General features: G+C 42.2%; 19 protein-coding genes. 5 read left to right on the top strand and 14 right to left on the bottom strand.

Annotated elements, in window-relative coordinates:
- Positions 1-89 precede the first annotated feature (89 nt).
- From ACEYW6_RS23795 to ACEYW6_RS23815, 5 genes are all read right to left on the bottom strand, one after another.
- Entirely contained in the window at positions 90-1,226 is a 1,137-nt protein-coding gene (locus ACEYW6_RS23795; RefSeq protein ID WP_412981695.1) for an AIR synthase related protein, read from the bottom strand.
- A gap of 91 nt (positions 1,227-1,317) precedes the next feature.
- On the bottom strand, positions 1,318-1,524 hold the full coding sequence (locus tag ACEYW6_RS23800) for a hypothetical protein (protein WP_190894227.1): 207 nt from the start codon (positions 1,522-1,524) through the stop codon (positions 1,318-1,320).
- Positions 1,525-1,790: 266 nt separating this feature from the next.
- Positions 1,791-2,393 (bottom strand): superoxide dismutase, encoded by a 603-nt coding sequence (locus tag ACEYW6_RS23805; RefSeq protein WP_190894228.1) that lies wholly within the window; start codon positions 2,391-2,393, stop codon positions 1,791-1,793.
- 642 nt (positions 2,394-3,035) lie between these two features.
- A complete protein-coding gene (locus tag ACEYW6_RS23810) occupies positions 3,036-4,637 on the bottom strand; it encodes a bifunctional pantoate--beta-alanine ligase/(d)CMP kinase (protein ID WP_412981696.1) in 1,602 nt (533 codons plus the stop codon).
- Between the two features lie 189 nt (positions 4,638-4,826).
- Complete coding sequence (locus tag ACEYW6_RS23815; RefSeq protein WP_412981697.1) at positions 4,827-5,930, bottom strand: septal ring lytic transglycosylase RlpA family protein; 1,104 nt, start codon at positions 5,928-5,930, stop codon at positions 4,827-4,829.
- Between the two features lie 894 nt (positions 5,931-6,824).
- Here ACEYW6_RS23815 and glsA point away from each other — a divergent pair.
- Both glsA and ACEYW6_RS23825 read left to right on the top strand, forming a co-directional pair.
- Entirely contained in the window at positions 6,825-7,811 is a 987-nt protein-coding gene (gene glsA, locus ACEYW6_RS23820) for a glutaminase A (RefSeq protein ID WP_412981698.1), read from the top strand.
- Between the two features lie 199 nt (positions 7,812-8,010).
- On the top strand, positions 8,011-8,277 hold the full coding sequence (locus tag ACEYW6_RS23825; protein WP_412981699.1) for a response regulator: 267 nt from the start codon (positions 8,011-8,013) through the stop codon (positions 8,275-8,277).
- Between the two features lie 8 nt (positions 8,278-8,285).
- Here the strand turns inward: ACEYW6_RS23825 and ACEYW6_RS23830 are convergent, their stop codons facing one another.
- From ACEYW6_RS23830 to ACEYW6_RS23860, 7 genes are all read right to left on the bottom strand, one after another.
- Positions 8,286-9,101: a DUF1838 domain-containing protein gene (locus ACEYW6_RS23830; protein ID WP_412981700.1), complete on the bottom strand. Its 816-nt coding sequence runs from the start codon at positions 9,099-9,101 to the stop codon at positions 8,286-8,288.
- 104 nt (positions 9,102-9,205) lie between these two features.
- The gene (locus tag ACEYW6_RS23835) at positions 9,206-10,390 is read right to left on the bottom strand and encodes an AbrB family transcriptional regulator (RefSeq protein ID WP_412981701.1); all 1,185 of its coding nucleotides are present in this window, start codon (positions 10,388-10,390) and stop codon (positions 9,206-9,208) included.
- A 297-nt stretch (positions 10,391-10,687) separates the two neighbouring features.
- Positions 10,688-11,026 (bottom strand): hypothetical protein, encoded by a 339-nt coding sequence (locus tag ACEYW6_RS23840; RefSeq protein WP_190894234.1) that lies wholly within the window; start codon positions 11,024-11,026, stop codon positions 10,688-10,690.
- A 538-nt stretch (positions 11,027-11,564) separates the two neighbouring features.
- Positions 11,565-11,732: a hypothetical protein gene (locus ACEYW6_RS23845; protein WP_412981702.1), complete on the bottom strand. Its 168-nt coding sequence runs from the start codon at positions 11,730-11,732 to the stop codon at positions 11,565-11,567.
- A 170-nt stretch (positions 11,733-11,902) separates the two neighbouring features.
- On the bottom strand, positions 11,903-12,268 hold the full coding sequence (locus ACEYW6_RS23850; RefSeq protein WP_412981703.1) for a Lin0512 family protein: 366 nt from the start codon (positions 12,266-12,268) through the stop codon (positions 11,903-11,905).
- A gap of 178 nt (positions 12,269-12,446) precedes the next feature.
- Positions 12,447-12,815: a Crp/Fnr family transcriptional regulator gene (locus tag ACEYW6_RS23855; protein ID WP_196514110.1), complete on the bottom strand. Its 369-nt coding sequence runs from the start codon at positions 12,813-12,815 to the stop codon at positions 12,447-12,449.
- A gap of 170 nt (positions 12,816-12,985) precedes the next feature.
- Positions 12,986-13,207: a hypothetical protein gene (locus ACEYW6_RS23860; RefSeq protein WP_412981704.1), complete on the bottom strand. Its 222-nt coding sequence runs from the start codon at positions 13,205-13,207 to the stop codon at positions 12,986-12,988.
- Positions 13,208-13,406: 199 nt separating this feature from the next.
- On the opposite strand from ACEYW6_RS23860, the gene ileS reads away from it, so the two are divergent.
- On the top strand, positions 13,407-16,289 hold the full coding sequence (ileS, locus tag ACEYW6_RS23865) for an isoleucine--tRNA ligase (RefSeq protein ID WP_412981705.1): 2,883 nt from the start codon (positions 13,407-13,409) through the stop codon (positions 16,287-16,289).
- Positions 16,290-16,935: 646 nt separating this feature from the next.
- Positions 16,936-18,087, top strand: a complete 1,152-nt coding sequence (locus ACEYW6_RS23870; RefSeq protein ID WP_412981706.1) for a histidine decarboxylase — start codon at positions 16,936-16,938, stop codon at positions 18,085-18,087.
- Positions 18,088-18,160: 73 nt separating this feature from the next.
- Here ACEYW6_RS23870 and ACEYW6_RS23875 read toward each other — a convergent pair whose 3' ends face one another.
- Positions 18,161-21,553 (bottom strand): EAL domain-containing protein, encoded by a 3,393-nt coding sequence (locus tag ACEYW6_RS23875; RefSeq protein ID WP_412981707.1) that lies wholly within the window; start codon positions 21,551-21,553, stop codon positions 18,161-18,163.
- 220 nt (positions 21,554-21,773) lie between these two features.
- Complete coding sequence (locus tag ACEYW6_RS23880; protein ID WP_190894240.1) at positions 21,774-22,658, bottom strand: ParA family protein; 885 nt, start codon at positions 22,656-22,658, stop codon at positions 21,774-21,776.
- A 258-nt stretch (positions 22,659-22,916) separates the two neighbouring features.
- Here ACEYW6_RS23880 and ACEYW6_RS23885 point away from each other — a divergent pair, with 258 nt between their 5' ends.
- Entirely contained in the window at positions 22,917-24,092 is a 1,176-nt protein-coding gene (locus ACEYW6_RS23885) for a homospermidine biosynthesis protein (RefSeq protein WP_412981708.1), read from the top strand.
- The last annotated feature ends 510 nt before the right edge of the window (positions 24,093-24,602 follow it).

Genomic DNA, 24,602 nt, shown 5'->3' on the forward strand with positions numbered 1-24,602 from the left:
TCGCAGTGATTGAAAATGGATAATTGTCCACAATAGCTCCAAGAAAACTAGCGATGTCTACGACGGGCTATGCCTACGCTTGCGGCTAACTATACCCCTCGCGCAATCCCAAAAGAATCTCCCTTCAAGGTGATTCCAAGCGGTTTTACCACAACCTCGCGGGCAAGAGACGCTTCAACTTTTCCGGCAATCACAGCCGAAAGCTTATGTTCTCTTGCGAGGATAACGATCCTCTCTGCATCCTGCACCGACTCTGTATAAAATGCAAATCCTGCTCCGTAATTGAACACGGAAAGCATCATTGCTGCCCCGCCCTCAAGATGACCCTCGGCAAAGGTAAATATCTCTGGCACTGGGAGCATCGTTTCGATGACGTACCGGAGCGGCTTCACCGACCGCATCAGCTTCTGCCAGCCATGGCCGGTAATGTTCTCCATTGCGGTGGGACAAATTCCCTCACCGAGCACCGCCTGCACAAGCGGCGTGTAGAGATACGAAGCGGCATTCATCGCTTCCCAGAACTCCTGCCCACTTGGAAGTTTTGTTCTGTAGCCATCAGGGAGAGACTCAGCAAGCTTTCGCAGTGGGGTAAAGCCATTCTCATGGGGCCCCGAACTTTCGACGAGAACAATAGTATTTCCGGCATCTAGACGCGAGCTATCAATGGGAGCGACACCAGCCGGCATAACCCCAAAAACCGAGCCTGCGATGTCGAGCCGACCTGGAATCATCTTCGTTTTTAGTTGAGGAGTTTCTCCTGAGAGGTACACACACCCCACTCGTTTGCACGCCTCAACCACTCCATCAAGAAACCCATCAAGGAACGCGGGGGTAAATATCGTTTCAGGAGTACTCGATGGCAGATATAAACCGAGAAGTATAGTCTGCATACCTGATGTTGCAGCATCATTCGTAAGACACGAGATGATCTTGATACCGATATTCCACCAGAAGCGTCGAAGCTCTTCTTCGGAAAGGTCGTCAGGTCGAGTATCGTCTGCGGTGCCCAGTCCTTCCGGGACAAGTGTCATAGAAAGTTCTCTAGCTCCCGCCTCTATAAATGGAGCAAGGTTGAAGCTGAAAGCGTTAGCACTTGCTCCGAGACCCGATGCGGGCACAATGCCATAGGCGCTTGCAAAGCCAAGCGTGCGTTTTGCAGCATCGATGAAGCGTCGTTTTGCGGCATCGAGAGTATCGTAATCGACTTGATCGAGAGCTTGAGCCATCAGGTTGCGTTTTAAGTTAGAAGTTAGGAGAGATGCGATTAATCGCGTCTGTGCAAGAGTTAAAAGTTAGGAAAACTCATAACTCCTAACTTTAAAATACCTCATCTTCAATACCACGCCACCATTCCCCTAAATTCATCAAGTCTTTGTAAATGTCTTCTAATTCTTTGGTGTAGACATCGTTTGTAAGAGTCGCTCGACGCTCTTGCAATTTCTGGAGGCGCAGTTGTACCAATACCCAAGGTTTAGTGATGCTATTCGTTGCTTCGATGTATTGCGCTAGTTCTTTGCTATCCATAATGTTTTATATTTTGATTTTCATTTAACTACTTTTATTCAAGTGATTGCCCATCCCGCCACTGAAGAATGGAAAAGGGAGAAATTCTTTTTAATTTCTCCCTTTTCTTGCTGGGCTTTCTGCTTCAACTTTTGTAAATTAACTGATTGTTTATACTTTACATAGTCTGGCACAAGCCATGTATACACATTTAACTTTACTGTTTCCAAAAGGTAGGGTAGCAGCTTGCTAACATGTATAGCAGCCAGTTTAAAACTGACAATTAATTAAGCTTTGGCCAAGTTTTCAGCAGCAAAGTCCCAGTTGACCAAGTTTTCTAGGAAATTCTTGATGAACGCCGGACGGGCGTTTCTGTAGTCAATGTAGTAGGCGTGTTCCCAAACATCTAAGGTTAGGAGTGCCTTCTGACCATAAGCTAGTGGATTTTCTGCATTTGGTGTCTTAATCACCTTCAGCGTCCCACCATCATCAATCAACCAAGACCATCCACTGCCGAATTGAGTTGCAGCCGCGTTAGAGAACTCTTCCTTGAATTTGTCAAAGCTACCAAAATCTTTATCGATTTTGGCTGCGAGATCACCAGTAGGTGCGCCGCCACCGGCTGGTTTCAAGGAATTCCAAAAGAAGGTGTGGTTCCAAACCTGGGCAGCATTGTTGAAAATTCCCACCTTAGAGGAATCTTTGAAGGAAGTTTTGATCACTTCTTCCAGAGACTTATCAGCAAGTTCTGTACCTTCAGTGAGCTTGTTGAGGTTGTCTACATATGCTTTGTGATGCTTGCCATAGTGATACTCGAAAGTTTCAGCTTTCATGCCATGTGGCTCTAAAGCATTAATGTCGAAGGGTAGTGGGGGCTGTACAAATGCCATTGTGTCAAATCCTCTCTTTACCGGTTTCTAGTTTTAAGCTATTACAGAAGCTTAGGAAATTAACAGCTTTTATTTTTGGGGTTTTATGTCTTTAATGATGAAACATAAAACTTAACATCGTCATTTTACTACCAAAGTGAAGATAAAAACAAAGTACTCGTCCAATAAGTCAAATCGCTAGTAAATAATGACTATAAATAAAAATGGCTAATATTTCCTAGCTTAAAGACCAATAAGTAATTAAGTAGGCATAATTAAACGTAAAATGCCAACCACTGAAATCAGCTTCCTGAGAAGGTTTTAGCTTATTGAGGTAGTACCATCTTGAGGTTTCCCCAAGTGGATTAACTGCCGTCCTTCTACCTCCAGCAAAAACTGCTTTTTACTTAGCATTTAGGAATTAAAGCTTTCTGGCTTCTATCTGTAGCAAGATTAATTGAGACGTGAGGTATCAGTCGAAAGTGTGATGATTTAGTACTGAAAAAATATAAAATTTAGAATACGAGACTAAAAGTTTGAAAATTATTTATTTTGTTTCTGGGCTGTTTCTGGTGGATGCAGTTTTAAGGATGGTAAGTGAATAATTACTCATCTACCACCCTTTTGAACTAAAAAACTAACAGCAAATAGCGGTGATTACCACTAAGATAAACGCTGCTGGTAGTAATCAACAATTTGTGCTGTGACTTCAGAAATATTCAGACCATCGGTCTGAACTTCGATCGCATCGGCAGCTTTTTGCAAAGGAGAAACTTTGCGTGTACTATCTTTCCAGTCACGTTCGGCAATATCTCGTTCCAGCTGCTCTAAACTCACTTCGGGTTGACCTTGTTTGTTAAAGTCTTCCTGGCGGCGACGGGCGCGTTCACTCACAGAAGCAGTTAAGAAGATTTTCACTTCGGCATCAGGGAAAACGTGAGTACCGATGTCACGACCTTCAGCCACTAAACCACCTTTTTTACCCCAATTTTGCTGTTGTTTAACCAGTGCTTGACGGACAGCGCTTTGTGCGGCGATCGCAGATACTTTAGATGTGACCTCAATCGTGCGAATTGCCTGGGTAACATCAGTACCGTCAATCCAAACCTGCACGGACGATTGTAAATCCTGAGTAGGAGTAAGTTCAATTTTACACTGGTTAGTTAATTCAGCGATCGCACACTCATCATCAAAGGCAATGCCCTTTTGCAGTACTAACCAAGTAACAGCCCGGTACATTGCTCCTGTATCTAAATACACTAAACCCAGGTTTGCTGCGACTTGACGCGCCACTGTGGATTTTCCAGCCCCGGCTGGGCCATCAATGGCGATAATGGGTTGACGATCGCGCAATATGATATTGTCAATCAAACGTGTAGACCCAAGACGAGCTGCGATCGCCAACATTCCTTCCTCCTCAACTTTTTCTAAAGACATCAACGTAGTCGGTTCAACCAATTCAATATATTCCACTAAAATCGTGCTGACTATAGCCACTTCTTGCTGTACCACTGCTATCAACTTGTTGCTATTGCGATCGCCTGCAATGAATGCAGCTTCAGCTCGTCGCAAGCCGCGATATAATGCCGCTGCTTGCTCTTTTGCTGTTGCAGTCAAATATTGATTACGAGAACTGAAGGCAAGACCCGACGCTTCCCGCACTGTTGGACAAGCAACAATTTCTACTGGCAAATTTAAGTCAGCTACTAAGCGTTTAATAATTGCCAGTTGCTGACCATCCTTTTGACCAAAGTAGGCACGGTCAGGCTGTACCAAGTTGAAAAGTTTGGTCACAATCGTAGCGACACCCTGAAAGTGACCTAGCCGAGAACGACCACACAAGCCTGTTATCATAGCAGATGGGGGGATAACTTGTGTAACCTTTGATTCTTGTATACTCTTCTGGGGAACTGCCATCTCTTCAGGAGTTGGTGCAAAAATGGCATCTACCCCAGCTTGTTCACAAAGTTTTTGGTCTTGCTCTAAAGTGCGGGGATAGCGTTGATAATCCTCATTAGGAGCAAATTGCAAGGGATTGACGAAAATACTCACAATCACCGTAGAATTTTCTTGTCGCGCCCGTTGGATCAAGCTTAAATGACCTTGATGCAAATTCCCCATTGTTGGCACCAGACCGACTGCCGTCTGATACCAGCCAGCCATCTCATCTAGTCTCAGATCCTCAGTAACCGCAATTAGCTTCTTTTCTGAGCAGTGTTTAGTTAAATAGCAGCGTAAAGCTGCCACTGTTGTCAGCAGGCGCACAAAAATACCCCTAGTTCTTATCGATCCCTCCCCCGTTAGTTTATATCTGAAATAGAGGGAAGAGATGATTGAACTAGGGGAATTAAGTGATACGGAACTGGAAATTGGGGTTAAGGGACAGGTGATAGGTGACAGGTGATAGGAATAATCTGTACCCTATTCCCTTCTTCTGTCCCTACTCCCTTATAATTATTTCCCCAAAACTTCAATATGTACTGGTGCCACGCCACTGCCCATCATTCCCAAAATGCGAGCTGCGCCAGTAGACACGTCAATGACTCGACCCCGAATGAATGGGCCTCGGTCATTAATTCGCAGCACTACAGAACGACCATTGCGGGTGTTGGTTACACGGACTTTTGTACCAAAGGGTAAGCTGCGATGAGCGGCAGTCATTCCTTCAGGGTTGAATCTTTGGCCGCTAGCAGTACGATTACCAGCAAAGTCATAGCCATAAAAAGAAGCTATACCTCTCAAGGTGGCTCGCACCGAGCCTAGGGCAATTTGTTGAGGCTGCTTTGGCATTGATATTGGTTGACGCACTGGTAAATTAGCAATCTCTTTTAAGGGAGATGCATTGCCTAGTAGCCTCCGCAGGCGATTGGTTGCTTGCAATGCATCTTGCGCCAGATTGTTAGTGCTATCTGCTAGTCGTGTACCTTCGTTGATTTCGACCAATTCTTCGCCATTAATTTTGATTATATAGCGATCGCCATTTTGCTGGAGAGGGGCGCTTTTGTTTTGCGCTTGATTCGCAGTAGATTTTTCCCCTGCTTTCCAACTTACGCTAATCTTACTCCCGTCTACATTTTCCCGATTCAACTGGTTGATCTTAGCTGCTATTACACCAGCTATCTGAACCGGGTCATTGTCACCGTAGCTAATCTGGTTACTCACATCTGTTACGTTCCCAGCATTTAGTCCATTTGATGAATTGCTAGCAATAAGGGCGTACGATTGTACGCCCCTAGTATTTCGAATTTCACCAACTTTTTTAGTTTCAAGATTCGTATTTGATACAGAACTCAAAAAGGTCAGAACAGGTATATTTCGGATAAAAAGGGTTGCCGCCTTACGTCCTCTAATGTTGTGAGGATGAATTTCTGTAATCACAGCATCCAAGGTTTGTTTCCCTGCTCTGGATTGGTACTCTCCCACCTTCACCACTTCAGGGGCAGGTGATTTTTGGGAAGCTAGCGCATTCCCCTTGGTGGTTTGAGTGCAACCGACTGAGGGTATGCCCAAAACAGCCATAGAGAGGGTAACAATAATCCACAAATGTCTTTGATTCATGCGTCCGTTTTTAAAGCGACTGTAGAACTTAAGTTTTATAACTCGCGGGATTTTTCACTAATGAAAGTGAATTCCCTTCTGAAAAACTCGAACTCGTTCCGTTTTCACTTTGTTATTTATAACTGCAACAGACTAACACGAACCTTTTGGCTTGGGGATCAGGGTTTTAGCGTAATTATTGGCAGCTTTCTCTAATTCCAATTCCAATTTTAAGGGCGAAACCTTTCTCAAATAGGGGCTTTGGCTATGTAACGCTTTTTTTAGCAAGTCAAAAATTTCTTAAAAAGACTTTACGCTTATTCCACACCAAAGTAACGATACCCTATTCACATCTGTTCTAAAGGCTCGTAACTACCCGTGTATTCTACATTACATATATTTTTTCTATTTCCTATAAGAAGGTAATATAACTTTCATTAAATGGCAACGGCATAAATACTCAAAATCACTTATTTAATGAAATATTCAGATTTCCCTATGAATAAGTCGTGATATGAGTTACATCTTAAATAATTATGCAGATTAGTTTGAGTTTAATATCTTGTTTCAAAGTTTTTTCTACTTAGATTAATCATGACTTTTATTCTCCATAACTAGACTGAAACTAGTAATATATATAACTTGCTGCACTAGTATTACTGAGTATAAAAAAAAGGGAAATACTCAACTTAATATTTTTCAGGATGAATGACTCAAAAATTAAGAAAACTTAGCGATCGCTTGGAGATGATTTTTTATTAGTATCAAAAATAACAATGATTGCTTTTTACCCTAAGTAGTTGCTCAAGTATCATGTTTTAGAGCAAGCTGTCTTGTCCAAAATCTTTCCAATTTTAGGGATGTACAGCTGCACCCCTACTATATATAGTGAGTATTTTGGGGAATGCTATCAGCATGACGACAAACCAAGCACATCAAGGAGATTTTAAAATAGAACCATCGCCATTATTAGCTGTTCTCAACGAGTTGCATTCCCAGTACAAGTCAGTGCGGGAGGGTGCAGTAACGAAATTTATTCCAGAACTGGCAAAGGCAAACCCGGACTTGTTCAGCATTTGCATTGTGACAGTAGATGGTCAGGTTTACAAAGTAGGCGACTACGATCACCTCTTTACCATTCAGTCAATTTCCAAAGTATTTGCTTATGGACTTGCCTTAGAAGATCATGGACTGGATTACGTATTGACTAGAGTTGGCGTGGAACCGACGGGGGATGCATTCAACGCGATTATTTTGGATGAGCAATCGAAGCGACCTTATAACCCAATGGTAAATGCTGGAGCGATCGCAACCACCAGCTTAATTAAAGGTTCCGGGCCAACCGAACGCCTCAACCGAATGCTGGATATGTTCAAGCGATATATTGGCCGCGACGTGTTCGTTGACATTTCAGTTTTTACCTCAGAACGGAGTACAGGGCATCGCAACCGTGCAATGGCGCATCTGATGCTCAACTTTGGCATGATTGACCGGAACATTGAAGAGTCGCTGGATCTTTACTTCCAGCAGTGTGCTGTGATGGTGAATTGCCAAGACTTAGCAGTAATGGCGGCTACCCTTGCTAACAGAGGTATTAACCCCATCACCAAAGAATCGGCGGTGGATAAGCGTTACATCAAAGATATTTTGAGTGTTATGTATACCTGTGGGATGTACAACTTTGCAGGTGAGTGGGCTTATAAAATTGGGATTCCGGCGAAAAGCGGTATTTGTGGTGGAATTATCGCTGTTGTACCCAATAAGATGGGCATTGGAGTTTTTTCGCCGCTGCTGGATGTGCGTGGTAATAGTGTGCGGGGGGTGAAGGTGTGTGAAGAACTTTCCCAACGGTTAGGTTTACATTTATTTGATTGTTCAGGTCAGGAGGTTAAATTTCAATAAATTTTGCTTGAAGTTAAAACAACAGATGTATTTTCAAAAGCAGTAGAGGAGCATATAAAGGTAAATGAAGCCCATATCAAAGCCATTAAAGAATTTCAAAAAATACAGCCGCCAGCTTAAATGAGATTTTAATTGGATATTAAATTTATTTGCTTTTAGCTGGATGTATTATTGAGCTTGTTATAAATCTAATAACTAATTGAGCCTTTTCATTTCTGTTAAACACAGTCGAGTTGCCTATATATGTGATATTGGGATGCCGGATGTAGACGGTTACATGTTGATACAGCAAGTGAGAAACTTGTTTGTACAAGGCGAACAGATAAAAGCGATCGCCTTGACAGTCTATGCTGGAGAGATGAATCAGCAACAGGCACTAAAAGCAGGTTTCCACAAGCATATCTCTAAGCCAATAGAGCCAATGACGTTAGTGCAAGCAATATCTAGCCTGATTCGGTCTACTTAGCTCTAACGTCAAAATTCTTCTGCTTGGGGAAGCGGGAAGATTTCACCAGCCAAGTAAGCTGGAAAGTGCTTTTGAAAATACAACCAGGAAGTCATATCTTCCCCATCTATCAATGCTTTTGGGGCTTTTTTATATAAAGGAATACGGTTATTAATTTCGTCTTGCAGCAATGGGGGCAGTTCTGTTAAACCATTGACTTTGCTACCAACAGCACTGTAGATCAGTTGACCGGGGCGATCGCCCATTTTCATCCAGGGAAGCCATTGACCAATCCGATCCCAACTCAGTTTAAGTTCAGAAACAGAGGAGAGGGCTGTGTTGAATAAATCTGCGGTTGGCACAGTTAATTTAAATAATTCCGCTGCCTGATAAATTGGATTTGGGCTGTATTCGGCAAATTTGGGATCGTCTGCTAAGGGATTGGGGTAATAGGGAAATATATCAAAAACAAAAGTTGTGCTGTCACCATCTACTTGTGCGGGAAAATTTCCCTCAAACTTACCCTGTACAGGATTATTAGCAACGTGAATCACTGGAACTGTCTCGCCTGTCCAAGGATTCTCCCATTTGGATAAAACCTCATCTGTTTTTGGGTTGAGGTAGTAAGTCAGTTCCCTGGAAGTAAAATCCCAGCTCCCCTCTGCTGTGGGAATACATCTGCTAACACTCAATCCCAGCATCTTAAACAGGAGTTGTTTTTTCTCGCCGGGGATAAAGGCGTAAATTTTACCTTTCCAAATCAGGAAAGTGGATTCGGTAGGGTCGAGGGAAGAACGAGTTTTAACCCAGTGCTGCGCTTCAAGTTCTTGAATTTGGGCAACCATCTAAAGCATCCTTAGTATCTGGATAACAAAAGAATAAGCTAACCTGCATCTTTGTTATTAGTCATTAGTCAAAAACTAATGCCCCATGCCCAATACTTCGGCAATTAAACTGATTCAGAAAGTTGCTCATCCAGACGGCGAAACAAAAACAGCCAAAGTGGTAGGGAACTATTAATCGCAATTAGTCGCACTAAATGACCAGTTGTGACAATTTCAACATTATGATTTAATGTCAGGGAAACTAGGATCATTTCTGCTGATCCTCCTGGGGCTGTGACTAAAAGACAGGTTAACCAGTCCCAAGAGGTTAATTGCATCGCAAGTATAGCAGCGATCGCTCCGGCTATGAGGGTCATCCCCACAGAGATCAAGGCATAGCCGACAGTCCGCTTCCTAAAGTTGGGTTTGTCTCCCCAATATTCACCAATAGTAATTCCCAGGAGCATTTGACCCAATAAGTTAATTAAAGGCGGCGGACTGAAGCTAATATCACCCACAAAAGGCAGCCAATGTAGCAAAGGATTAAAACCGATACCAATCAACAACGCACCAAAGAAATCGCCAGCGGGAATTTTAAATAATATAGCTGGATAAACAACTAATCCAGTGATTAGGAGTACTAACAAGAGTAATTCTAGTTGAGATGGATCGAGATTGAGCCAAGCAGCGTTGATGGGGAGTGTTTGCGGATAGTAATTACCAGCTGATGTTCTAGCGATGAAGGGAATTAGAACAACTACTGAGGTGACGCGAATCGCCTGAACTAGGGCAACCAAGCTAACATTTTTATTGTAATCGGCGGCGATCGCTGCCATAATTCCGACACCGCCAGGAACTGTAGCCAGCATTGCTGTCAATAGATTGGTTTTGCTGATGCGGGAGTAAATGTAACCAATACAGCTTCCACTCAGCAGCAAAAACAAGGTAAGAAAAATAAATATGGGAATACCAGAAGCAACACTAGCTAGATTACCGTGGGCATTAGAAGCGCCGACAGTTAAGCCTACAAGTGCCATTCCCACTTTTCTCGCAGTGCGGTTAGGTTGCGGAGAATATTGATAAAAAATTCGACACCCTTGAAGAACTACTGTACCAGCAGCAATCCCGCCAAAGATCCAGGCAATCCTACCAATTTGGAACTTTGCTAGGAGTAAACCCAGAGGTAATGCCAGAAGCATTTCTAAGGTAAGGACAATTAGTTGCTTCGTAAATAGCTGTTGTTTGGTAACAACAGGAGTTTCATGAATGTGTTCTTCAAGGCTGGGAGCAACACTTAGGCTTTGATTCATCGATATGAGCTTTTTTATTAATTTAACTATGCATTTAAGGTAATGCGATCGCGTTGAAGGAAGAAGGTGGCAGGAGGCAGCACTTCTCTACGAGAGGCTGCGCCCTAAGCGTAGCTATGCCGCAGGCTTTACGGCTACGCTCAGTGACCGGAGGCAGAAGGCAGGACCTAGCTTTCTTTTCCAATTTTTATAGAGGATAGGGGCACAACAGCAGTTGTACCCCTACAAATAATTGGTATTCCTTTCAACAGTTATCAGTGAACAGTTATCAGTGAACAAATTTAATACTTCACCCGTTTAATCTTCGTCAAGGGCTGGGAAAGCTTCTTCAAGCTGCCACAACCTATCTTTGTTTTGAACGAACCAAATACGAGTTTCTGGAGTTAATTTGCTCCAAATGACTTCAACAGGGATGTGAGGAGATGCATATTGGTACTGCTGACCAAGTGATTTGAGATTGTCTGCCACATCACGGGGAATTCCGAATTGTTCCCAGTCAACTGTGATATTTCTTCCCGAAACTCCGGCTGTGGGGTCGAAAATCAATTGTGCTGATCTGACTAAATCAGCAAAGTGTTTCGGTTTGAGTTTTGTGATCTCCTGAATTTGGAGTGATTCGTTATGCTCTTGAGACATTATCGCCGCAGTGGTAAAGATTAGTGATTCAGTTGAACTTACTGCCAGAGATTTTTATCCCAATATTTTTACTTTAGCGCAGAGCCACTAACTTGATCATGACTTAACCACATAAGAGGTTTGAGCAAATTGTTTAAGGTAAGCAAACTTCCGGTACAGTTTACCAGTAATTTGTCAAGCTAGTTTTGAAGGTTTATAGTAAGCACTAAAGTGCTTACTACTAACTGTTTCCAGTCCCAATTTTAGTGAGGAGTGTAGGAACGCTCAAAGTGAGTTTTGAGTGTCTGAGCGGTCTTCAATATATAGCCGTTCTCGTTTACGTGAGGTACACACGTAGGGGCACGGGCAGTGCCGTGCCCCTACACCTCGTGATGTAATGTGTAATGTTGTACTGCATCTGAATGGGAACCGCTGTAAGCAGTGTTCAGCACAAGACTTGGAGCCACAAAATCAATGTATTTCCAGGCTTCATTTGATTTGTTAGTTCCCCGCCACCGGCCTTTAATCCCTTGAATCGAACTCTCTAGAACTTCCATTTCTAGCGGTTGGGCATTTTTGCGATTACTACTACCTCTGGTGCCATGATAGTCTTGCACAAAGGTAACGGGATACCAGCATTGCTTCCATTTAAATTCTTGCTTTTCCTCAAGTGACTCAAGGTAGAAGTTGGTGGTGTCGCCTGTAGTGCCTCTGTTTCTAATGACATAGTTTTCTCCAGGTTTCTATGATTTTATACCTTTGAATCAGCAGATTATTAGTCCCAGAGATAGAATATTTTTAGGGTAAAACTTCAAAAATTAACAATGTAAATGCACTGGAACATTCCTGTTTTAGATACGTTATTTGATTAATTCAATGTTGTAGCTTTTACCTCAGTTAATCATTTTCGATCATAACTGTAACAGCTGCGATCGCAATCAACATTTCATCATTTTTATCGTTGAGTTCGGGAATCGCCCGCCCTTGAACTATCATTCCCCCAGATTCTACGGTAAGAGTTTTCCGACCAAATGGTAGTACAGCTAATACTTCTTCTTCTCTAACTTGTTCTGGATATGGAACTGCTACCTGAACCTCTATAATCATTTCATTGGGATGACTTAAGCCAGCAACCTCCCAAACACCAGGTAAAGCATTGTGAGCGATCGCATTTCGTACTGCCCTAGATGCTGCTACTGTAGGTTCTTGTCCATGCTGGTCTACTCCCATCCCCATTTCAATAATCAACCGTTTACGTGCCATTACTACCTCCGGTAAATTCTGCAACGATAAATCAGGAGTCAAGAGCCAGAATTTAGAGTTATCTGAATACTGACTTATGACTCCCCAAGAGAGCATATATATTATGTATGGCCTTCTGGGGAGAAGGGAAAATTAGTGGCAGATTTTGATTCGTTTTGCAACTTCTGCTTGAGGTGCTTTAGAGCATGTGCTGCAAGCGACTCAGACGCTCTGAGTAACTTTTCATCACCTTTAGGGCAAACATGGGTGTTTCCTGAACGGCAAAGAGAAACTTTTTCTCATCAAGGAAACCCAGTTTGGTATCCACCTTGGTAATAGCTGTGTAAGTTCTTTTTGCTACTCCCACAAGTACCCCAGCCCCAAAAACTTCGCCCGTTTCAATGGTTTCTACAACCTTGCCATTGACTACTATATCCACTTCTCCTTCCAGAATGCCGTACATTTCATTACCAGGCTGTCCTTCTTCAAAGATGACTTGACCTGCTGAAAATCCTTTAGGGTCGGGCTGTTTTTGAAAGATACTGACTGTTAATACAGGACTTAGCATTAGAGCAACCCCAAAATTATTGGTTTTTAGACGAAACTTTTTGATAGCTTTAGGCGAACCCAGAAAAGTATACTACTTTCTGTTGCTTAACTCTCAATCTCCGCAAAATTCCTGATGAGTCCTCTCATCTCTTAAAAACCTCTGCCTGGTTAACCGTCTCTCTCCAAGTCCTACGGTGTACACACAAGTCTCTTGACCTGCACCTTTGTTGCATCAACCTGCACCTTTGTTGCATCAACCTGCATCTTTGTTGCATTGACCTGCACCTTTGTTGCATCGACCTGCACCTTTGTTGCATTGACCTGCACCTTTGTTGCATCGACCTGCACCTTTGTTGCATTGACTTGTACCTTTGTTGCATTGACTTGTACCTTTGTTGCATCGACCTGCAAAAATTAACCTGCCCTACGTTACGCAGTAACTTTAAAAGACTTGTGTGTACACCGTCGCCGAGTCAAAGAGGGAGAGACTTAAACAAAAATTCCAGGTAGAGAGAAGTTTATCGAACTGACGTTCAAATAGGGAATTTTGGTTATCAGGTCATCTTCTATAATTGATAAAACCTGCACACCTAATTCTAGGCATGAGACTGTGACCGAACCAGGAAGTTACAAAGATACTGTAAACCTACCCAAGACTAATTTTGATATGCGGGCAAACGCCATCAAGCGTGAGCCTGAAATCCAAAAATTTTGGGAAGAAAATAAAATTTACGATCGCCTCTCCAAAAATAACCCCGGCGAATTATTTATACTGCACGATGGGCCTCCCTACGCTAATGGCTCACTCCATATTGGTCATGCCTTAAATAAAATTCTCAAAGATATTATTAATCGCTACCAACTGCTAAAAGGGCGTAAGGTTCGCTATGTCCCTGGTTGGGATTGTCACGGTTTACCAATTGAGTTAAAAGTTTTGCAGAACATGAAGTCAGCAGAACGGCAAAACTTAACGCCTTTACAACTCCGGCAAAAAGCAAAAGAATTTGGTCTAGCGACGGTAGACAACCAACGCCAAAATTTTAAACGCTACGGTATTTGGGGTGATTGGGACAACCCTTATCTAACTCTCAAGCCGGCTTATGAAGCGGCTCAAATTGGTGTGTTTGGTCAGATGTTCTTAAAAGGTTACATCTATCGAGGTTTGAAGCCGGTTCACTGGAGTCCGAGTTCTAAAACCGCTTTGGCTGAAGCTGAGTTGGAATATCCTGAAGGTCACGTTTCCCGCAGTATCTATGCAGCTTTTGCAATCACAAGTTTGGCGGAAGCTGTAAAACCAGTTTTGGGAGAATATCTCTCAGATTTGGGTGTAGCTATCTGGACAACCACACCTTGGACGATTCCGGGGAATTTGGCTGTAGCGGTGAATGCAGATTTGAACTATGCAGTGGTGGAAGTTTCACATCCAGAGGCCGAAACGCAGTGTAATTTCAAATACCTAATCGTTGCTGCTGATTTAGTAGAACGTTTATCTTCAACCTTGGGAGTTGAGTTAACCGTAAAAGCTACGTTCAAGGGGAATGACTTAGAACATACTACTTACCGTCATCCTCTATTTGACCGCGAAAGTCCGATTGTTGTAGGCGGTGATTACATCACAACTGAATCGGGTACTGGGTTAGTACATACTGCACCCGGTCATGGTCAAGAAGATTACATTGTTGGTCAGCGTTACGGTTTGCCCATCCTGGCACCAGTGGATGACAATGGCAATTTTACCGAAGAAGCGGGACAATTTGCGGGGTTGAATGTGCTGGGTGATGGAAATCAGGCGGTGATTGATGCACTGGCTGCGGCTGGTTCCTTGTTGAAGGAAGAACCATACCCACACAAGTATCCTTATGATTGGCGGACGAAAAAGCCGACGATTTTCCGCGCCACTGAACAATGGTTTGCTTCCGTGGAAGGATTTAGAGAAGAAGCACTAAAGGCGATCGCAACGGTAAAATGGATTCCAGCCCAAGGTGAAAATCGGATCACGCCAATGGTGGCGGAACGTTCCGATTGGTGTATCTCCCGTCAGCGCAGTTGGGGTGTACCCATTCCCGTTTTCTACGACGAAGCCACGGGAGAACCACTGCTGAATGAGGAAACTATCAACCACGTTCAAGGAATTATCGCCGAAAAAGGTTCTGATGCTTGGTGGGAACTTTCAGTTGAAGAGTTGTTACCAGAATCTTATCGTAATAATGGCAAGTCTTACCGCAGAGGTACAGACACAATGGACGTATGGTTTGATTCTGGCTCATCTTGGGCAGCTGTCGCTCAACAGCGTCCAGAGTTACGCTATCCTGCTGATATATATTTGGAAGGTTCCGACCAACATCGCGGTTGGTTCCAGTCAAGCTTGCTCACCAGTGTAGCGGTAAATGACATTGCACCTTACAAAACTGTACTAACTCACGGCTTCGCTTTGGACGAACAAGGGCGGAAGATGAGTAAGTCAGAAGGAAATGTGGTTGACCCAAATACAATCATTGAAGGCGGGAAAAATCAAAAAGTAGAACCGGCTTACGGTGCAGATATATTGCGATTGTGGGTATCATCGGTAGACTACTCCGGCGATGTCCGCATTGGCAAAAACATCATCAAGCAGATGAATGATGTCAGAGGCAAAATCCGCAATACGGCAAGGTTTTTGCTGGGTAGCTTGGATGATTTTGACCCAGAAAAAGATGCAGTCCCCTTCGAGGAATTGCCAGAACTTGACCGTTATATGCTGCACCGCATCACCGAAGTGTTTGAAGAAGTTACCGAAGCCTTTGATACTTTCCAATTCTTCCGCTTTTTCCAAACAGTGCAGAATTTCTGCGTGGTGGATTTATCCAACTTTTATTTAGATGTTGCCAAAGATAGGCTGTACATCAGTGCAAAAGATGCTTTCCGCCGTCGCAGTTGTCAAACGGTGCTGAAGATAGCTTTAGAAAATTTAGCACGAGCGATCGCACCAGTACTATGCCACACCGCCGAAGATATCTGGCAATATCTCCCTTACAAAACACCTTACAAATCGGTGTTTGAAGCCGGTTGGGTGCAGGTTGAGGAAAAATGGCGTAATCCAGATTTAGCGGAATTTTGGGAAACGTTACGACAACTCCGCACCGATGTTAATAAGGTGTTGGAACAAGCCAGGATAGAAAAACTCATTGGTTCTTCCCTGGAGGCGAAAGCTTTGATTCATATTCCCCACAAACAGTTAGGTGATGCTATCAAAGCCTTTAACCCTGCTAAAGGTAATGGTATTGACGAACTGCGGTATTTATTGCTGACTTCTCAAGTGGAATTATTAGATTCTGCTCAAGGGTTGCAAGGATTAAAATATACAGCGCAGACGGAAGACTGGGTAATTGGGGTAGTGAACGCAGAGGGGCAAAAATGCGATCGCTGTTGGAACTACTCCACTCACGTGGGAGAATCAGCAGAACATCCCCTAATTTGCGAGCGTTGTGTTGCAGCCTTAGCCGGAGAGTTTTAGTAAAGATAGGTGAGTTCAACTAATCTCCCTCTACCTTGAACTAAAGTTCAAGTCTTTCCCTCTCCAACTCGGAGAGGGAAAGTTTTGCGTAGTAAAACCTCTTAGTGGTCTTTTCATTCAGCGTAATTAGATAGACACTATATCATCCGTCGAATTCACGTTAAATCAGGTTGCAGTCACCGCCTGAAATAGATATTTTGCGTAATACAGATTATGGCAGGACTTACGTACAGGTAACGAAAAATCAAACCGCAGAGGACGCAGAGGGCACAGAGAAATAAGAGTTTTAGAGAGTTCTTGCGTAAGTCGTATATGGGTTATTTCCCAATAGATCGATCACAAAGACGCGATAAATCGCCGTCTTTACAATAATCAGTCCTTTGTAGAGACGGCGATTTATCGCGTCTCTTCCCTTAACCGAACCGTATTGGGTTATTTCCTATAGTGCGTAATTTCTAAGGGTAATATGCTTTTGAACAAAGAAATGGGTATTATCACTGAAGATAGCTAAGTATGATTACTGTATTCTATTCATGTATAGAGCCAGATTACAGTATTATTAAGAAAACATAAAGGTATGGATTAATACGTAAAAGTTAGATTAAAACATCCATTAACTGAATCAAAATTTAAGAGATACAAAGATATGTCAAATAAAGTTGCTAAAGAATTGGCAGATTTTTTGCTGCAAATAGAACAGCGATCGCAGTTTCATGCAGGCTATCCATATAATTTAAGTTGTGATTACAGTTTGATAGCCAAATTTTTCAATCATCTGTTAAATAATGCTGGAGATCCATATATTGAGCCAGATTTTGGTCTGCATTCTCGTAAGTTTGAGCAAGAGGTCTTATCTTTTTTTGCTAACCTCTATAAGATTGCAGAAGATCAGTTTTGGGGTTATGTGACTGCTGGCGGAACTGAAGGTAATTTATATGGAATGTTCTTAGCAAGAGAAATCTACCCTAATGGGATTCTTTACTCATCACAAGACTCTCATTACTCAATTCCCAAAGCAGCCAAATTATTCCGCATCCAACATAATGTTGTTAATTCGCAAATTAATGGAGAAATGGATTATGACCATTTTGAACAACTAATTAGCGAAAATCGTAGTTATCCAGCCATCATAAATTTAAATATTGGCACTACTGTCAAAGGTGCAATTGATAACTTAGACAAAGTTCTAGAAATTTTAGAGCGTAATCAGATTAAAGATTATTACATCCATTGTGATGCTGCACTTTCAGGATTAATATTACCGTTTTTAGATGGCGCTCCGCAAATTAACTTTCAAAAACCCATTGATAGTATAGCTATTTCTGCTAAATTCATTGGTTCACCATTGCCTTGTGGTGTAGTTTTAACTAAGAAAAAATGGGTAGAAAAAGTTGAAACAGAAATTGAATATATTGGTTCAAAAGATACAACTATTCTGGGATCTAGAAACGGTCATACTCCTCTGATTCTCTGGTATGCAGTGCAAACAAGAGGTTATGACGGATTAGCTAGAGAAGCAAATATTTGTATTCATAATGCCCAGTATCTTTTTCAACAACTTCAAATAAGAGAATATCCATGTATGTTAAATAAATTTTCCAATACCGTAGTCTTTCAAAAACCTTCACAAAGGTTAATTAAAAAGTGGCAGTTAGCAATTTTTGAAGATTGGGCACACATTATAGTCATGCAAAATATTAATCGGAAGAAAATCGATATTTTTATTAATGAACTTTTACAAGAAGAAGGGTTACTTGATAACGCAGAAGATTTCCAGTTACAGCCAGTACTACAGTAATGTAGACTATCAAGTGAAATTAATCGCTCAATTTTACAAGGTGTTTCCCTAAACAGAATTTAATTCCAAGATTTTATCTCTTTAAAAAGTTTTTGTTGCACAAGTTAGCAGCAAGTAGTATTTCTACTTCTGCACTTTCCATAGGTGGTAAGAAAAAATACCCTTGTCCATAATCACATTGCAAAGCCTTTAGTTGGGCTAATTGGTCTACAGTTTCTATCCCTTCTGCTGTTACAGACATATTTAAATTATGAGCTAATGTAACGATCGCTCGAACAATTTCTAAATTTTCTCCACGACTACCTATATTGGTGACAAAAGAACGGTCAATCTTAAGGGTTTTGATTGGTAGGCGGTGTATATAACTCAACGATGAATAACCAGTTCCAAAATCATCCATGTGCATCTCCACATTTAACTCTGTTAACTGGGAAAGCACGGTGGTAGCTAATTCAAAATTATCCATCAAGAAGGTTTCAGTAATCTCCAATTTCAAACTGTATGGCTTCAGTCCGGTTTCCTGCAAAATATGTTTAACTTGTTTAAACACATCAGGTTGCGTGATTTGTTTCCCAGAAAAATTTACGCTAATCGTCAGGGGAAGTGAGGTAGGAAATTTTTGATGCCATGTGTGCATTTGGTGACAGGCTTCATAAAGCACCCATTGTCCGATACTAACAATCATTCCAGTTTCTTCCGCCAGGGGAATAAAATCTTGAGGGGAAATAAGTCCTCGTTCTGGATGATACCAACGTATTAGTGCCTCAAATCCAGTAATTTTTCCAGTTGTCAGTGAAACAATTGGCTGGTAATCAAGGCGAAATTCTTCTTGCTTGATCAGCGCATGACGTAAAGCAGTTTCTAACTCCAAGAGCAAAGATGCACCCTCATGCATCTTTGGGTCAAAGACCTCATAACGTGCTTTACCAAGTGCTTTGGCACAATACATTGCCACGTCAGCATCGCGTAGAATCTGCGCTGCTTGCTCATAATCTGCTTTACTTAGAGCGATGCCAATACTAACATTAGTAAACACCCGATGCTCATTTAATTGAAATGGCAAAGCTAGTACCTTTTTAATTCGCTCGGCTACCTGTATGGCGGTACTAATATCTTCAATTTCTTCAATTAAAATTGTGAACTCGTCTCCGCCAAAACGGGCAACTATGTCTACGACTCGCAAAACTGACTTGAGCCGATGAGAAATTGCAATCAAAAGTTGATTTCCCAGTAGATGTCCAAGGCTATCATTAACAACTTTAAAGCGGTCTAGGTCTAAGAATAGTACAGCAAATAAATAATTTTTTGGCTGGTGTTTAGTGCGTTCTATTGCCCGCTGTACTCGCTCCATAAATAATCGCTGGTTAGGTAATCCGGTTAGCCCGTCATGTAGGCTATTATGCAGTAATTGCTCTTGTGCTTGTTGACGCTTAATAATATCTTGTTCAAGTTGTTGATTCACTCTAATAAGTTCAATGGTGCGTTCTAGAACCATCTGCTCAAGCTGATAACGATACTGGACTAATTCTTCCTCTACTAATTTACGCTTAGTGATGTCACGGACAATAACAACATACTCTCGTTGCTGGGCATTAAATGGCTGTGAAATAGTCGCTTCAACAATTCGTAAACCTTGGTTTATTTTTAAGGTTTGCTCAGTCCTAATAGACCATTCCTCCGGTTTGCCGCGATAGCATATTAAGAGTTGATTTAATTTTTTTCCAAGCAACTGCTGAACAGTTGTTTGAAATAATTCTTCAGCCGCAGCATTTGTCTGACAAATTCTACCGTTTTCATCTAAGACTAAAACAGTATCTGGAACGGTATCGAGAGTAGTGATAAATAGGTTTTTTGCTTGTTTGCGTGCCTCATCAATAGCAACAATTTGTGGTAGAGTTGTCCAGCAAGCGATCGCAACCCCGATAAAAGAAAGCGTCACTAATAAAATAGCTAGTAAAGAGTTTTGAGGATTATTAGAAACTCTGTCCAATAAATTGCGGATAACCCAACTGCTTGTGGCAGTAATACAAATTAATGATACTAGGACGACCACCTGTAGTACCAGAAAGTCTGAGTTGTTTTTATTAGGTCTAGTGTAGTAACGCTGTGTCCACCATTCTAGGTGTAATGGCGCAAATCTTAATCGACGTAGCGCTACATCTCCTATCATCAAAACAATGGGTAATAATAATCCCACTAAAAAATCTCTCCAATTCCAAGCTAAACCTCCCACTATTAGAACTACCGCTTCTACAAAGAAAAAACCAAGTGACCACCAAGGCCACAACACCTGCGGTTTACCTCGACACAGCCATAATCCTAGATGTAGTCCCATAATGGACACGAGGTAACAGGTACCTGCTACTGTGACAAGTTGAGATACATTTCCCAAATTTAGACAAAGCAAACTGAGGAGAAAGGTAATTAAAATAGCAGGCCCAAGAACACCTTGACGGGAAACTAATGCAAATATGGGAGAAAGCTGTCTGTCTAAGGCAAGTTGGTATAATATCCGAGGAGAGTTGGAAACTGCCGTAGCAGAACTTAGAAGGCAAGATACAGTAATTAAAAGTGTTACTAAAAAAGAAGCATTTTCACCCCAAAAAGGCTTAGAAGCCGCTACCATATTTAAAAAAGCATCATCACCTATTGTTGGATTTGGAGCCGAACACATTAATACCCAAGAAGCACCTAAAAATACTGGAGGAATTAGCCAAGCAGCTACGGTTAAGAACCTTAAAGTTTTATACGGATGGTGGCTATCAGCAACAAAAGAAGAAGTGGTTTCACAAGCATAAATTGAATAGCTAGCCAGAAAAAACCACTTTGCCCATTCTTCAAAGCTCAGGCTATGTGTACTAGTTGGGGTAAATTCCAAACTAGCTGTTGAGAAGCCTAACCATATTACGCCTTGAATACAAAACAAAAGCAGTAATAAAATCGCTGGAAATACAAAAAATAAATGCAGTAGCGCTAAAGCCCGGCTGCCACTGAATGCCACAATAAAAGGAATCGCTGTAAATACAACTTTTAATAAAGTTTCTGGACAAGAAATACCTAATGTTTCAAAATTGACTTTAATTAAGTTTGTAAGAATAATCGCATAAAGTGCCGGTGCTGCTGCCCAGCTAAAAAAGTATCCTAAAGCTACGTAGCGACCTAAGCCAGGAAAGTTCTTTAGTAGCCTTGTAGTATAGTTTGGTGTTCCTCCAGCGACATCTGGCCAATGTCTACCTAGACTTTGTACCTGCAAGTTAAGTAAAAAGGAGATGATCGTGCCAAACAACCAAACTAAGATAGCTTTAGGCCCTAATGCTGCATGAATGATGGGGGCTGTACCAATCCATCCTACATGACCCGTTAAACCAAAGCCCCAGGTTTCGAGATAGCTCAAAGTACGTGGTAGGCGTATTACCAAGCTTTGATTTTTATCTGCCTCTGCCTGTACAGAATTGTTAGTAAGCATTGTTTCTTACCGAAATTTACTGACCTTTTCACTCAATAGCTGAATCTTGCTGCATATAGCTTCGGTATAATTGCTGAACTTATCTAAAGGATAACTTACTCTTACTCCCCTTCCAGCAACAAAAGTTTTTCCGCTTCCCTCTCCTCGTAGGAGATGGAAGCGGAGAGGTAGGGAAGAGGCTGTTCTTGTTAGGTCTGATATTAAAATCAATTGACAAGAGCTATAGCTTTTGCAACAACTCCTGAGTTAACTGAAAAAACGCTTTTGAACCAGCTGATTGGGGAGCATTTAAAACGGCTGGCATAAAACTGTCAACAGCCTTAGCAACATTGACATCAACTGGTATTTGTATCTTACAAATTTTTTCAACACCAAAATCTTCGACAACCCGGTGCATCACTTGTTTATAGTATCTACCAGTGAGAAGGTTAGCACTGGACATGCTAAATACAATTCCCAACATTTTTATGTCTATTTTGGTTTCATGTCCGTGACTGTCTTTTAATTGGGCAATCCGTCTTTCTAGCAGTTGAATACCGACTACAGACAAGGGTTCTGGTTTAGCAGGAAGTATGTAGAAATCGCTGGCGGCTAAAGCACTACGAGTCAATAGATTATATCCAGGCGCACAATCGAGAAGGATAAAATCATATTCTTGACGGACTGGTTTTAAGATGTTATTAATCAAGACTCTTTCAAAGCGATTCCAAATTGTTTCAAAGTCCTGTTCACCTAAAGCAGTTGCTTGCTGATGCAGCATTTCTGACACAACAAATTCATCATATAAGTCAATATCCCCCGGTAATAAATCCAGTCCTGGAAGATTACAAACCTGGGATTGAATGATATCTTGAATTGTAAGTTTTGCTTGTGGGTCTGGATTGATAACTTCGTCTATTAGATACCTAAATGTCTTACTTTGTTTACGACGCTTGGCAAAATCTAAAGGCGACATCAAACTGAGGGTGGCGCTAATTTGACTGTCTAAATCAAGAACAAGCACCCGCTTACCATGATTTTTAGCTAAACAGGTAGCTAAGTTGACGGTGAGGGTGGTTTTACCAACGCCACCTTTCATATTTGCAGTAGCAATTACATATCCCATTGCTTGAGTCCTCTGTTGACGCATTTCCATCTAGGTAGCGTACACCTCTCTCGATCTATTAAATCTTCCATTAAATTTAATATTTTCGGAAACTGAAAAGGTGAGATTGCCTCAATTGTAGGCATTGAGGTAGGTGACACGATTTAATCTCAGCCGTCGTACTGTTTTTTGATGAAATAGGCTAGTAAAATTGCTGTCACTTTGGTTGAAAGCTAGATACCATTAGATTCGGCGTGTTTACTGTTCGGGAGTGCCAAAATGTCTAAACAGCTGGGTCAAAAAATCGCACCCACACCTATATCAAATGATATCAATGTGGTGGATTTGATTGATCAATACTTCACCGCTTACAACTCAGCACGGTTGCGGGAAATCTGCCAACTTCTGAGTCGTGATGTGCTAACGGAAGGTGTCACGGTGGGAGTTAGCCTTTCCGGTGCGATGACACCAGCAGGATTTGGGGTTTCAGCGCTTGCACCCTTAATTCGCAACGGCTTTATTGACTGGATGATTAGCACTGGTGCAAATCTTTACCACGATATGCACTACGGTTTAGGTTTTGAACTCTTTGCTGGTAATCCGTTTTTGGATGATGTGAAACTGCGCCAGGAAGGCACTATTCGCATTTATGACATTATCTTTGGTTACGATGTGCTGTTGGAAACTGATGCATTCATCCGTAAGATTCTGCAAGGGGAAGCGTTTCAGAAGCGGATGGGAACTGCTGAGTTTCACCATTTACTGGGTAAGTATGTTCGGGAAGTAGAAAAGCAGTTGGGTGTGCAGCATTCCTGCTTGCTTGCTACAGCTTATGAGTATGGCGTGCCTATATATACGTCTTCTCCTGGAGATAGCTCAATTGGGATGAACGTGGCGGCTTTAGCTTTGGAAGGTTCACAGTTGGTATTAGATCCATCAATTGACGTAAATGAGACAGCTGCGATCGCATATAATGCCCGTGAATCTGGTGGTAAAAGTGCGGCTGTAATTCTCGGTGGCGGTAGTCCTAAAAACTTTTTGCTACAAACCCAACCGCAACTTCACGAAGTATTGGGATTAGAAGAACGAGGACATGATTACTTTGTGCAGTTTACCGATGCACGTCCAGATACAGGCGGTTTGTCTGGAGCAACCCCATCGGAAGCCGTCAGCTGGGGTAAGATTGATCCGGAAGAGTTACCTAACACAATTGTTTGTTATACCGATAGTACGATCGCTTTACCGCTGGTAACAGCGTATGTTTTGAACAAGTGCGAGCCTCGTCCCTTGAAGCGTGTGTACGACAGGCGAGAAGCCATTTTGGAGAAACTGCAAAAAGACTATCTAGCAGCCAAAACCCAACCATCGGAGCAGGTTCCAGCAGCAGTGGCTGAAAGTGCCCAAAAGCAAACAGCTACTTATCCCTGTGGGCGGTTGATTCCGAATACTCCCTAGAACACCAATTCAGTAGACCTCTTGCAAAAGTGCTTTTTGCAAGAGGGGGAAAAGGGAAAAGGTTAAAGGGGAAGGGGACAATACAAAACCTTTTCCCGACTTATGCAAGAAGTCTAGTAATCCTGGAAGAACCTCTCCCCCAACCCCTCTCCGACGCGGAGAGGGGAGTTTGCCTCCCTTTCCCTGTTAGGGAAGGGGGCTGGGGGGTTAGGTTTTTGATTACTGAATCGATGCTCTAGGTAGCAGGGAGTAGGGGAGAACTATTGACAAAGAGGCAAGGGAGCAGAGAGCAGGGGAGAAGGAACAGAAAGGGGGATTCGACCCCACCTGAACGAGAACCATTTAACAGAAGTGGGGGACGTAAGAACATGTTCCGCTCCGCTCCACGGCTCTTGGATGGGGTTATTTCCCCCTGCTCCCTGCCCCCTTCCCCCCTGACAAGTGTAGGTTTTTTACAGTTAGGAGGAGTTATAACAGTAAAATTCATCAACAGGGGTACGAGGAAAAGAA

Source organism: Nostoc sp. UIC 10607, from assembly GCF_047228265.1.
Lineage (GTDB): Bacteria > Cyanobacteriota > Cyanobacteriia > Cyanobacteriales > Nostocaceae > Nostoc > Nostoc foliaceum_A.

What these genes read in the sequence shown, in the direction of transcription:
- ACEYW6_RS23795 (WP_412981695.1), bottom strand. Translation starts at nt 1,226, where the DNA reads ATGGCTCAAGCTCTCGATCAAGTCGATTACGATACTCTCGATGCCGCA.
- ACEYW6_RS23830 (WP_412981700.1), bottom strand. Translation starts at nt 9,101, where the DNA reads ATGGTTGCCCAAATTCAAGAACTTGAAGCGCAGCACTGGGTTAAAACT.
- ACEYW6_RS23850 (WP_412981703.1), bottom strand. Translation starts at nt 12,268, where the DNA reads ATGGCACGTAAACGGTTGATTATTGAAATGGGGATGGGAGTAGACCAG.
- ACEYW6_RS23805 (WP_190894228.1), bottom strand. Translation starts at nt 2,393, where the DNA reads ATGGCATTTGTACAGCCCCCACTACCCTTCGACATTAATGCTTTAGAG.
- ACEYW6_RS23840 (WP_190894234.1), bottom strand. Translation starts at nt 11,026, where the DNA reads ATGTCTCAAGAGCATAACGAATCACTCCAAATTCAGGAGATCACAAAA.
- ACEYW6_RS23835 (WP_412981701.1), bottom strand. Translation starts at nt 10,390, where the DNA reads ATGAATCAAAGCCTAAGTGTTGCTCCCAGCCTTGAAGAACACATTCAT.
- ACEYW6_RS23855 (WP_196514110.1), bottom strand. Translation starts at nt 12,815, where the DNA reads ATGCTAAGTCCTGTATTAACAGTCAGTATCTTTCAAAAACAGCCCGAC.
- ACEYW6_RS23815 (WP_412981697.1), bottom strand. Translation starts at nt 5,930, where the DNA reads ATGAATCAAAGACATTTGTGGATTATTGTTACCCTCTCTATGGCTGTT.
- ACEYW6_RS23875 (WP_412981707.1), bottom strand. Translation starts at nt 21,553, where the DNA reads ATGCTTACTAACAATTCTGTACAGGCAGAGGCAGATAAAAATCAAAGC.
- ACEYW6_RS23800 (WP_190894227.1), bottom strand. Translation starts at nt 1,524, where the DNA reads ATGGATAGCAAAGAACTAGCGCAATACATCGAAGCAACGAATAGCATC.
- ACEYW6_RS23845 (WP_412981702.1), bottom strand. Translation starts at nt 11,732, where the DNA reads ATGTCATTAGAAACAGAGGCACTACAGGCGACACCACCAACTTCTACC.
- ACEYW6_RS23880 (WP_190894240.1), bottom strand. Translation starts at nt 22,658, where the DNA reads ATGGGATATGTAATTGCTACTGCAAATATGAAAGGTGGCGTTGGTAAA.
- glsA (WP_412981698.1), top strand. Translation starts at nt 6,825, where the DNA reads ATGACGACAAACCAAGCACATCAAGGAGATTTTAAAATAGAACCATCG.
- ACEYW6_RS23885 (WP_412981708.1), top strand. Translation starts at nt 22,917, where the DNA reads ATGTCTAAACAGCTGGGTCAAAAAATCGCACCCACACCTATATCAAAT.
- ACEYW6_RS23870 (WP_412981706.1), top strand. Translation starts at nt 16,936, where the DNA reads ATGTCAAATAAAGTTGCTAAAGAATTGGCAGATTTTTTGCTGCAAATA.